The organism is Streptomyces oceani (assembly GCF_001751245.1).
GTDB classification, from domain to species: domain Bacteria; phylum Actinomycetota; class Actinomycetes; order Streptomycetales; family Streptomycetaceae; genus Streptomyces; species Streptomyces oceani.
The window spans coordinates 313,304-324,087 of sequence record NZ_LJGU01000114.1 but is presented as its reverse complement, the minus strand read 5'-3'; the positions used below and the strand labels follow the sequence as shown (position 1 = coordinate 324,087).

At 71.6% G+C, this 10,784-nt stretch carries 12 protein-coding genes; 9 read left to right on the top strand and 3 right to left on the bottom strand.

Going from position 1 to position 10,784, the window contains the following annotated elements; translation table 11 throughout:
* Positions 1-397 precede the first annotated feature (397 nt).
* Positions 398-709, top strand: coding sequence for a DUF5955 family protein (locus AN216_RS08755; protein WP_070196022.1), 312 nt, complete (start codon positions 398-400; stop codon positions 707-709).
* A 41-nt stretch (positions 710-750) separates the two neighbouring features.
* On the opposite strand, the gene AN216_RS08750 is transcribed toward AN216_RS08755, so the two are convergent.
* Positions 751-1,548 (bottom strand): IclR family transcriptional regulator, encoded by a 798-nt coding sequence (locus tag AN216_RS08750; protein ID WP_070196021.1) that lies wholly within the window; start codon positions 1,546-1,548, stop codon positions 751-753.
* A 384-nt stretch (positions 1,549-1,932) separates the two neighbouring features.
* On the opposite strand from AN216_RS08750, the gene allB reads away from it, so the two are divergent.
* The 5 genes from allB to AN216_RS08725 all read left to right on the top strand — a co-directional run bounded on the left by allB (position 1,933) and on the right by AN216_RS08725 (position 7,000).
* Positions 1,933-3,255 carry an allantoinase AllB gene (gene allB, locus AN216_RS08745; protein ID WP_070196131.1) on the top strand — a complete coding sequence of 441 codons (1,323 nt, stop codon included), beginning with the start codon at positions 1,933-1,935 and terminating at the stop codon, positions 3,253-3,255.
* On the top strand, positions 3,252-4,400 hold the full coding sequence (gene alc / locus AN216_RS08740) for an allantoicase (protein ID WP_070196020.1): 1,149 nt from the start codon (positions 3,252-3,254) through the stop codon (positions 4,398-4,400). The genes allB and alc overlap by 4 nt, the downstream gene beginning before the upstream one ends.
* Positions 4,401-4,594: 194 nt before the next feature.
* A complete protein-coding gene (locus AN216_RS08735) occupies positions 4,595-5,023 on the top strand; it encodes a guanyl-specific ribonuclease (protein WP_070196130.1) in 429 nt (142 codons plus the stop codon).
* 345 nt (positions 5,024-5,368) lie between these two features.
* Positions 5,369-6,340: a sugar kinase gene (locus AN216_RS08730; RefSeq protein ID WP_275522189.1), complete on the top strand. Its 972-nt coding sequence runs from the start codon at positions 5,369-5,371 to the stop codon at positions 6,338-6,340.
* A gap of 33 nt (positions 6,341-6,373) precedes the next feature.
* Entirely contained in the window at positions 6,374-7,000 is a 627-nt protein-coding gene (locus AN216_RS08725; protein ID WP_070196019.1) for a bifunctional 4-hydroxy-2-oxoglutarate aldolase/2-dehydro-3-deoxy-phosphogluconate aldolase, read from the top strand.
* A gap of 159 nt (positions 7,001-7,159) precedes the next feature.
* Here AN216_RS08725 and AN216_RS08720 read toward each other — a convergent pair whose 3' ends face one another.
* Together AN216_RS08720 and AN216_RS08715 are read right to left on the bottom strand one after the other, a co-directional pair.
* Positions 7,160-7,396, bottom strand: a complete 237-nt coding sequence (locus AN216_RS08720; RefSeq protein WP_070196018.1) for a DUF397 domain-containing protein — start codon at positions 7,394-7,396, stop codon at positions 7,160-7,162.
* Positions 7,397-7,401: 5 nt separating this feature from the next.
* Positions 7,402-8,259, bottom strand: coding sequence for a helix-turn-helix domain-containing protein (locus AN216_RS08715; RefSeq protein WP_070196017.1), 858 nt, complete (start codon positions 8,257-8,259; stop codon positions 7,402-7,404).
* 204 nt (positions 8,260-8,463) lie between these two features.
* Here AN216_RS08715 and AN216_RS08710 point away from each other — a divergent pair, with 204 nt between their 5' ends.
* The 3 genes from AN216_RS08710 (at position 8,464) to AN216_RS08700 (ending at position 10,693) form a co-directional block, all read left to right on the top strand.
* Entirely contained in the window at positions 8,464-8,922 is a 459-nt protein-coding gene (locus AN216_RS08710; protein ID WP_244502371.1) for an ATP-binding protein, read from the top strand.
* A gap of 81 nt (positions 8,923-9,003) precedes the next feature.
* Complete coding sequence (locus AN216_RS08705) at positions 9,004-9,813, top strand: methyltransferase domain-containing protein (RefSeq protein ID WP_070196016.1); 810 nt, start codon at positions 9,004-9,006, stop codon at positions 9,811-9,813.
* A 94-nt stretch (positions 9,814-9,907) separates the two neighbouring features.
* Positions 9,908-10,693: a GntR family transcriptional regulator gene (locus AN216_RS08700; protein ID WP_070196015.1), complete on the top strand. Its 786-nt coding sequence runs from the start codon at positions 9,908-9,910 to the stop codon at positions 10,691-10,693.
* Positions 10,694-10,784 lie beyond the last annotated feature (91 nt).

The following is a 10,784-nucleotide window of genomic DNA, read 5'->3' as shown; positions in this document are numbered from 1 at the left end:
CGCCTTGGCCGCGAGCAGGACGGCCACGACCGACCCGGGCGCGGAGGCGGGCGCGGCCGTACGGTCGGGCGCGGGCCTCGCCTCGGGCGACGGGGCTCGGCGATGCGAATTCATCCGGAATCCTCGTGGGAATGCGGGCGGCTGTCCGGGCGCGGACGGGTGGGCGGCCCCAGGCCGGGGTTCCAGGCCGGGGGTTCCAGGCCGGGGGTTCCAGTATCCAAGGGTGGTGCGGCGGGCACGCGCGCTCTTCGGTGACCCGGTGAAACGACGCGATAACAACTCCGGATGATTTTCGCCCTCCGTGTGGTGCGATGTGCGGAGAGTGTCGTTTACTATGCGGATCTCCGTGCTGGGGGCGTGGAGGACGAATGCCGAATCCTGTGGGGGGAGACCCGCGTTGCGAAGCGAGACGGTGGGCCGCCGTACCGTGGCGGACCAGGGTGTGGACGCGCGGATCGTCGCGCTGCGGCGGTCCGTGGACCGGGTGCGACGGGAGTTGGCTGAGCACCCCGCCCAACTGCCGGATCGGCAGGCGGCCGAGGAGGAGCTCGCTGAGTTGGATGCCATGGCTCGGGCTGGTTCGGTCCTCGAACCAGCCCGGTTGCGGGAGTCGTTGCTCCTGGTCGCCGCCGCGGTGGGCTCGGTGAGCGCGCTGCACTCCGCGCTGGCCGAGCTGCGCGGGGCGATAGAGGTATTCGGTGCCAGCTAGGCCGCGTCGTTCGGCGGTCGGAGCGTCGCGCCAGGCTGGGGTCAGGTCGTGCCCGTGGCGGCGAGAGTGGCGGAGAGGTCGCGGGCGACCTCGTGTAGCAGCGGCACCAGCTTGTCCGTCGCGGCCTCGGTGACGCGTCCGGCGGGCCCGGAGATGGAGATCGCGGCCAGCGTGGGCGAATCCGGGACGGAGACGGCGATGCAGCGCACGCCGATCTCCTGCTCGTTGTCGTCCGTGGCGTAGCCGCTGGCGCGGACGTCCTCCAGGGCGTCCAGGAAGCCGTCCGCGGTGGTGATCGTCCGCTCGGTGGTCGCGGGCATGCCGGTGCGTCCCAGCAGCGCGCGTACCTCCTGGGCGGGCTTGTGCGCGAGCAGCGCCTTCCCCACGCCGGTCGCGTGCGGCAGTACGCGGCGCCCGACCTCGGTGAACATCCGCATCGAGTGCCGCGAGGGCACCTGAGCGACGTAGACGACCTCGTCGCCGTCCAGCAGTGCCATGTTCGCTGTCTCGCCGGACTCCTCGACCAGCCTGCTCAGGGCCGGCCGTGCCCAGGTGCCCAGCAGGCGCGCGGAGCTCTCGCCAAGCCGGATGAGCCGCGGGCCGAGGGCGTACCGGCGGTTGGGCTGTTGGCGTACGTAGCCGCAGGCGACCAGCGTGCGCATCAGCCGGTGGATGGTGGGGAGCGGCAGGCCGCTGCTTCCGGACAGCTCGCTGAGTCCGACCTCGCCTCCGGCGTCGGCCATGCGCTCCAGCAGGTCGAAGGCGCGCTCGAGGGACTGGACCCCGCCCGCGGAGGGGGCGGGTGGCTCGGGGGGCTTGGCGTCGGCGCTCGGCGGCACTTCGCGTTCCTTTCCAGCGGTTTCGGGCGCATGTTACCGGCTGGTGAGGCGGGGCGGGTGACTCGCGCACGGCTGCGGCGGCGGACGTACGGCGACCTGCGGCAGCCCGGGCGGTCCGGTGGTGGGAAACCCGCGGTGGGAAAACCCGCGGTGGGAAAACCCGCGGTGGAATGGGTGCCGGGAGGGGAGGGCTTGACGTGCGTGGTCGGAGGATGAAGACTCTTCAACAGAACGTTGAAATTTCGCAGTGCGGAATTCCCGTTCAGCGTGCCGCACCGCTCGCGGGAGATGAGGAGGACTCCGTTGCCCGGAAATCCCGATCCGTCCACCGACCCGAACCTCGTCCCACCCGCCGGGTCCGCCGGCGCGGTCCAGTCCCTCGCGCTGCGTTCGACCCGTGTCGTCACGCCCGAGGACACCCGACCCGCCACCGTGCTCGTGACCGGCGGACGGATCGACCGGGTGCTGCCGTACGAGACCGGGGTGCCCACGGGCGTACGGCTGACGGACCTCGGGGACGACGCCCTGCTGCCCGGCCTCGTCGACACCCACGTGCATGTGAACGATCCGGGCCGCACGGCGTGGGAGGGCTTCGCGACCGCCACCCGGGCCGCGGCGGCCGGCGGCATCACCACCCTGCTGGACATGCCGCTGAACTCGCTGCCCCCGACCACCAGCGTCGCTCACCTGCGCGCCAAGCAGGACGTCGCCCGCCCCAAGGCGTACGTCGACACCGGGTTCTGGGGCGGCGCCGTGCCCGGGAACGTCGCGGACCTGCGTCCGTTGCACGAGGCCGGGGTGTTCGGCTTCAAGTGCTTCCTCTCCCCGTCCGGGGTGGAGGAGTTCCCCGAACTCGACGCGGACGCGCTCGCGTCCGCGCTGGCCGAGATCGCGGCGTTCGAGGGCCTGTTGATCGTGCACGCCGAGGCACCGGGGCGGCTGGAGGCCGCGCCCCAGCGGCGGAACAGCGGCCGGTACGCCGACTTCCTCGCCTCCAGGCCCCGCGACGCCGAGCACGACGCCATCCGGCAACTGATCGACCTCGCCCGAGAGTCGCGGGCCCGGGTGCACGTCCTCCATTTGTCCGCGGCGGACGCGCTGCCGCAGATTCGCGCGGCCCGGCGGGAGGGCGTACGGCTCAGCGTGGAGACCTGCCCGCACTTCCTCACCCTCACCGCGGAGGAGATCCCGGACGGTGCCACCGAGTTCAAGTGCTGCCCGCCCATCAGGGAGCGGGCCAACCAGGACGAGTTGTGGCAGGGCCTGGCCGACGGCACCATCGAGTGCGTCGTCTCCGATCACTCGCCCTGCACGACGGACCTGAAGACCGCCGACTTCATGACCGCCTGGGGCGGCATCTCCTCGCTGCAGTTGGGACTGCCCGCCGTGTGGACGGAGGCCCGGCGGCGCGGACACGAACTGGCGGACGTGGCGCGCTGGATGTCCACCGGCCCCGCCCGGCTGGCGGGCCTGACCGGCAAGGGCGCCATCGAACCGGGCCGGGACGCGGACTTCGCCGTCCTGGCGCCCGAGGAGACCTTCACCGTCGACCCGACCGCGCTGCACCACCGGAACCAGGTCACCGCCTACGCCGGCCGCACCCTGCACGGCGTCGTACGGTCCAGCTGGCTGCGCGGCGAACGGATCACAGAGGACGGCCGACCCCTGAAGCGGGCGGGCCGACTGATCGAAAGGAACGAGCCATGAGCACGGAGGCAGCCACGGGTCATACGCGGCCCGGCCCCTTCACCGGGGACGCCAGCCCGTACCAGGGCGGCGACCCGTACGCCGACTACCGCACCGCCGCACTCCCGTTCACCTCCCTGCCCAACCTGGCCGACCGACAACTGGGCGCCGGGGTCATCGCGGCGAACGACGAGTTCTTCGCGGAACGCGAGAACCTGCTCAAACCGAACCGCCCCGAGTTCGACCCGGAGCACTTCGGGCACAAGGGCAAGATCATGGACGGTTGGGAGACCCGGCGCCGCCGGGGCACCGGCGCGCGGACTCCGCACCCGACCGCGCAGGACCACGACTGGGCGCTCGTCCGGCTCGGGGCCCCCGGCGTCATCCGCGGACTCGTCGTCGACACCGCGCACTTCCGTGGCAACTACCCGCACGCCGTCTCCGTGGACGCCGTCTCCCTGCCCGGCTCGCCCTCACCCGAGGAACTCCTCGCGGATGACGTGCGCTGGACCGAGATCCTGCCCCGTACGGCCATCGGCGGGCACGCGGCCAACGGCTTCGAGGTCACCGTCGAGCAGCGCTTCACACACGTCCGACTGCGGCAGCATCCGGACGGCGGCATCGCGCGGCTGCGGGTGTACGGCGAGGTGGCGCCGGACCCCGACTGGCTCGCCGCGTTGGGCACCTTCGACCTGGTGGCACTGGAGCACGGTGGCGCGGTCGAGGACGCCTCCGACCGCTTCTACTCGCCGGCGACCAACACCATCCAGCCCGGGCGTTCCCGCAAGATGGACGACGGTTGGGAGACCCGGCGACGTCGGGATGACGGCCACGACTGGATTCGGTACGCGCTGACCGAGCAGGCGGTGATCCGCGCGGTGGAGATCGACACCGGCTATCTCAAGGGCAACGCGGCCGGTTGGGCGGCCCTCCTCGGCCGGGACGCGGCGGCCGGCGAGCAAGCGGAGTGGCGCGAACTGCTGCCCCGCACCCGACTCCAACCGGACACCGTGCACCGCTTTCTGCTGGACGCCGCCCCGTCGGTGACCCAGGTCCGGGTGGACATCTTCCCCGACGGCGGTATCGCGCGGCTGCGCCTGCACGGCTCGCTCACCGTCGAGGGCGCGGACCGACTCACCGCGCGCCACCGGCGGTTGGGCGGCTGAGCGGTTACGGCTGGGTGCCATGGTCCGGCGGTCCTGGAGTGGGTTGCCGACCATGGCGCGTACGTGCCGTGTGCCGTCCCGCGAGTGCCCCCGTCCCGTGCCGCGACCGGGAGGGCCGGGCGAAACGATGAACGGCCGGGAAAATGTGTGTCGTTGGCATTGACATGGAATCTACGCGCGTCACCATGGGTGCCATGAGATTCCCCCCACATTTCGCCCGCATCGGTGTCGCCGCCGCCTTCTCCGCTTCCCTGCTCGTCGGCGCACCGGCGGCTTTCGCCGCACCACACGAGTCCGCACCGGTCCCCTCCGCGGCCGTGGCCGTCGCCCCGGCGGCGGTCGGCGACATCTGTCAGTCCGAACTGCCGCCGGAGGCCCACGACACCCTTGACCTGATCGAGCAGGGCGGCCCGTACCCGTACCCGCAGGACGGCCAGGTCTTCGAGAACCGCGAGGGCCTGCTGCCTGACCAGGACACCGGCTACTACCACGAGTACACAGTCGAGACCCCCGGCTCCGACGACCGCGGAGCCAAGCGCATCGTGACCGGTGACAAGGACGAGGAGGACTACTACACGGAGGACCACTACGAGTCCTTCGACCTCGTCGACTACAGCTGCTGAGTCGGTTCCACACCGAACCTCCGAGCGGTGCCCGGCCCGTCGTCAAACCCCGCTCGCCGCGGGTGTCTGACGGCGGGCCGGTACGCGTGGGTACGGCCCACCGCTCTCTCCGGCCGCCGCCCGCCAGTCTCGCGCCGGCCGTCCGCTCGCCCGCCGCCCGCCGTCGTGAAACCCGCTCCTTTCCGGCGAAGACCCCAGAGGTGAACCTCCACCCGGGAACCACGTTGTCAGTGCCGAGGGGTAGCGTTTCCGGCAGATCACGCCAGTCGGCCCACCTGCCCAGTCAGGTCGCGGTGGGCAGTGGTGGGCAGTGTGTGGGCAGGAGGCCGAAGTGGGGAGTCGTGGGTGAGCGTCGGGCCGGAAGTGGTGACCTGTGGCGAGGCGATGCTGCTGATGCTCGCCGAGCCCGGCGTGCCGCTGGAGCGGGCGGTGGCGTATCGCCGCTCGGTCGCGGGCGCCGAGTCGAACGTCGCGACGGGGCTCTCCCGCCTGGGCCACCAGGTGCGGTGGCTCGGCAGATTGGGCGCTGACCCCGCCGGCGCCGCCGTGCTGCGGGAGCTGCGGGCCGAGGGGGTGGACGTGTCACACGTCGGGACGGACTCCGAGGCGCCGACCGGCCTGCTGTTGCGGGACAGCCACCCGGAGCGGGCCATCGACGTGCAGTACTACCGCGCGGGATCGGCCGCCTCCCGACTCGCCCCCGAGCACCTGTCCGAGGACGCGCTGACCGGCGCCCGCCTGCTGCACGTCTCCGGCATCACCGCGATGCTCTCCCGGAGCGCCGCCGAGGCGACCCGAGTGCTGATCGAGCGGGCGGTAGACGCGGGCGTCACCGTCTCCTTCGATCCCAACGTGCGGCGGAAGCTCGGCAGTGGACACGAGTGGATACGTGCCATCGGCCCGCTGTTGCGCGAGGTGGACCTCGTCCTGGCCGGCGAGGACGAGATGGAGCTGTTGCTGGGAGGCGGCGCCGACGAGGGCGCGCGGGCGCTGCTCGAGCTGGGCCGCGCCGGCGCGGTCGTGATCAAGCGCCGGGACCGGTCCGCGAGCACGTTCAGCGCCTCCGGGCAGCGGTGGGACCAGCAGCCGTTCGCCGTGCGGGCCGCCGATCCGGTGGGCGCGGGTGACGCCTTCGCCGCCGGCTGGCTGTCCGCCTGGCTGCGTGGCGTGGCGCCGCAGCGCGCGCTCGCCGAGGCCGCGTGCGTCGCGGCCATGGTTGTGCAGGTCCCCTCGGACACGGACGGGCTGCCCACGGCCGAGAGCCGGGACCGTACGCTCGCCACACACCAGGAGGGCACGGATGTCGTACGCCGCTGACGAAGCTGACCGACGGGAAGGACGGCACCGCAGGTGTACCGCTGGGAACTGACCCGGGCCGCGCTGGAGCAGCGCCTGCTCGCGATCGTGCGGAGCGACAGCTTCGAGCGCGCGACCACGACCGCGGACACCCTGCTCAGCGCGGGCGTCACCAGTCTGGAGATCTCACTGACCACCCCGTTCGCCCTGGAGGCGGTGGCCACCCTGCGACGGGAGACGGGGGACGAGGCGGTGATCGGCGCGGGCACCGTCATCGACGGGCCCTCCGCCCGGATGGCCGTGGACGCCGGCGCCCGTTTCCTCGTCTCACCGAGCCTGGACGCCGAGGTGATCCGCACGGGCCACCGGTACGGCGTGCCGGTCTTCCCCGGCGTGGCCACGCCGAGCGAGGCCGTCACCGCCATGGAGTCGGGCGCGGACGCGCTGAAGCTCTTCCCCGCCTCCGCCTTCGGTCCGCGCTGGATCAGGGACGTACGGGCGGCCCTGCCGCAGGCCGCCTTCCTGCCCACCGGCGGAGTGACCCTGGAGGACGCCCCCGACTGGATCGCGGCCGGAGCGGTCGCCTGCGGCATGGGCGCGGCCCTGTCCGAGGGCGACCGGGAGACGGTCAGCGAGCGGGTCACGGATCTGCTGGCGCGGATGGAGCAGGCGGCTCCCTGAGCGGTGAGCCGGGCTGTGGGCCCGACCGCGGCCCAGCGACCGGGGCCAGCCGTGTCGGAGAGCCATGAGGCGTCGTTTCGGCCGCCGGGGCCTACGGGACCGGTCGGCCGGCGCGACGGGGCGCCGTCCTGGTCAGCACGAAAAGACCCCGGCCGTCCCTCAGTTCAACAGGAAGTCCGCGTCGCCCCGCTTGGCGCCCTCGATGAAGGTCTCGATCTCGTGGAGCGTGTAGATGAGGGCGGGGCCGTCCGGGTCACTCGACTGTCGAAGCGCCACCCGACCGTCCAGGAGCTTCAGGGCCTCGACACAGTTGCCGCCGTTCGGACCGCTCCAGGGTTTACGCCAGCCCTGCGCGCCGAGGTCTTTGGCCGGCATGCCGTTGTATATGCGGTTCATGGGGGTCAGAGCTCCTTGCGCAGGCCACCGAGAATTCGCTCGGTGTCTCCCAGCGGCGCGGCTTGCGCGCCCATACGGTCCAGCGCTTCCAAGTAGGCAACAGTGTCGACGCGTTCGTCGTGGTAGGCGGCACCCGTCAGGCTCTCGCTGTAGACGATGTCCGGCAGTTCCGGAATGTCGAAGCGGAAGAGCTGGAACGGACCGAACATGCCCGGATGCGGCCCGGCGGAGAACGGCAGGATCTGCAGCGTGATGTTGGGCGCTCTCGCGGCCTCGGCCAGCCGGTCGAGTTGCGCCCGCATCACGTCCGGTCCGCCCACCGGCCGGCGCAGTACGGTCTCCTCCATCACCACCCACAGGCGTGGCGGTGCCGTACGGGAGAGCAGCGCCTGCCGTTCCATGCGCAGCGCGACGCGTCGGTCCAATTCCTCTCGGGAGGCGTTGGGGAAGCCGACCCGCAACAGGGCACGGGTGTAGTCCTCGGTCTGGAGGAGGCCGGGTACGCAGTGTGGTTCGTAGGCCCGGATGATGCTGGCGGACTCCTCCAGACTGACGTACAGGCTGAACCAGGAGGGCAGTACGTCCCGGAAGCGATGCCACCAGCCTGGGTTCAGCGCCTCCTCGACCAGTGTCATGAAGGAGGCCGTCTCGGACTCCGGCACGCCGTAGACCTGGAGCAGCTTCTCCACGTAGACGGGCTTGAGGCCGACCTCCGCCTTCTCCATCCGGCGGATGGTGGTCTGGTTCACACTCAGCGCCTTGGCGGCCTCGTCGAAGGAGACGCCGGCCCGGTCCCGCAGATCCCGCAAGCGCAGACCGAGGACGATCTGTCCCACGGTCGGCGCTGTTCGCGCGTCCGCCACCGTCCCCTCCTAGGGCTCCATGTGTTTTAGCCGTCAACTGTTGCTAGGACGCAGTGTGACATGCCGCAGCCGGAAAACTAACAGGCTGCCGCAGCTATTATGCAATTTGCAGATCTCCCCTTGCCAGATGCCCCTGGCGAGTTGGATAGTGAGTTCTGAGAAGTTCGGCAAGTCCCACCCGGTCGTACGGAAGGCGGAATGGCCGTGGCCCTACCTCGTGGCACCACGGTGCTAGCGCTGCCGCAACGCGAGGACTCGGATTCCGAGTTGCTGTGGGCCGGTTTCGAACTTCCCGCACATGACGCGGCGGTGGCCGACGCCCGCCGTCGCGTGCGCCGACAGCTGCGTCGCTGGGCCTTCCCCGCCGACGTGTGCGATACGGCACAACTGCTGGTCTCCGAGCTGTTCACCAACGCGGTGTTGCACAGCGACAGTTCGCGGATCAGCTGTCTGCTGCAAGGCGGCGGCACCCGGCTGCGGATCGAGATCCACGATCAGGGCAGCGACTCGGGGGTGCCGCTGCCGTACTGGGCCACGCCGGACGACGAGTGCGGACGTGGCCTGCTGCTGGTCGACACCCTCGCGGAGGAGTGGGGCGTCGACCGGGCGGGGGATGAGGGGGGCCGGATGGTCTGGGTGGAGTTGGGTCCCATCTCCACCTGACCGGACCCGGCGAGTCGGTACGGAACGGGGGGCCGTACCGGCATCGCCCCGCTCCACCCGCACGCGGTGTACGTTCCGTGCATGGACAGCTCGGACGCCTCGCCTGCCGCCTTCGACGCGGCCCTCGACGCCTGGCGGAACTGGCAGCACAGCCCGTGGGGGCGGCTTCGTTTCGACCTGGCGGAACACAACCTGGCCCGACGGCTGTCGGATCTCCCCGTCGGGCGGGTGTTGGACCTGGCGGGCGCGGACGGCGGTGACGCAGTGCGGCTGGCGGCCCGTGGCCACCACGTCACCCTGGTCGACTACGCACCGGACATGCTCGCCGCCGCGAGAGAGCGCGCCCGGGAGGCGGGTGTCGGGCACCTCCTCGACTGTCATCGGGCGGACGTGCTGGCGATGCCCGACCCGGCGCCGTACGACCGTCACGACGTGGTGCTCTGCCACAACCTGTTGCAGTACCAACGGGAGCCGGGCCCCGCGCTGGAGCGTGCCGTCGCGCAGACGCGTCCGGGCGGGGTGCTCTCCGTCATGGCCATCAACCGGCATTCCGCCCCGCTGGCGCTCGCGGTGCGCGCGCTGGACCCGGGGGGAGCGCTCCGTGCGCTGGACGAGCGCCGGAGTCGGTCGGTGACCTTCGAGGCGGAGCTGACGCTGTACACGGCCCAGGAGATCGGCCGGGTGCTCTCTGACCTGGGCTGCCGGGACATCCGGCACTACGGGATCCGTACGGTCGCGGACCACATCGTGGACGACGAGCGCAAGCGGGACCCGGACTTCTTCACCGAGCTGGCGGCCCTGGAGCTGGCCCTGACCGATCGGGAACCGTACGTCCACACCGCGCGGATCTTCCAGCTGGTCGCCACGGTCGGCGACGGCGCGAGCGGCTGACGGGAGCCAAGGGGCGGGCACGGGGGCGGCGGACCGGCCGGTCGACCCGGTCGTCTCCGAGTTATTGTCCGGACAACCAGACGTAGCGCTTTCGATGCCTCCGGACGCGCGTTACTCTCCGCAGGTGGCGAACAAGGACCCGTTGGATCTCCGGCTGAGCGTGGACCGCGGCAGTCCGGTGCCGCTGTACTTCCAGCTCTCGCAGCAACTCGAGTCGGCCATCGAGCGCGGGCTGCTCGTGCCGGGCAACCTGCTGGGCAACGAGATCGAGCTGGCCGGGCGGTTGGGCCTGTCCCGGCCCACCGTACGGCAGGCGATCCAGGCCCTCGTCGAGAAGGGACTGCTGGTTCGCCGGCGCGGCATCGGCACCCAGGTCGTACACAGCCAGGTCCGGCGTCCGCTGGAGCTGAGCAGTCTGTACGACGACCTGGAGGCGGCCGGCCAGCAACCGGCCACCCGGGTGCTCAGGCTGGAGACACAGGAGGCGGGGGCCGAGGCCGCCGCGGCGCTCGGGTTGGCCGAGGGCGCCCGGGTGCGGCTGCTGGAGCGCTTGCGGCTGACCCACGGCGAGCCGGTGGCCTTCCTGCGCAACTACCTGCCACCGGACGTGCTCAAGCCGGAGGTGGCGGAGCTGGAGCGGACCGGCCTCTACCGCTTGTTGCGCGGCGCCGGCAGCACGCTGCACAGCGCGCGGCAGTCGGTCGGCGCGCGGTCCGCCTCGGCGGCCGAGGCGGAGCTGCTGGACGAACAGGCGGGCGCCCCGCTGCTGACGATGCAGCGCACGACGTACGACGACACGGGTCGGGCGGTGGAGTACGGCACGCATCTCTACCGGGCGTCCCGCTATGCCTTCAACTTCCAGCTGCTGGTGCGCGGTTGACGTACGCCGTGCTGTCCGGACGCCGGCGGGGCGGCCGCGACCTTCCGGCATAGGGACATGTGCTGTGCGAGGGATTGACCCGGGCCCGAGT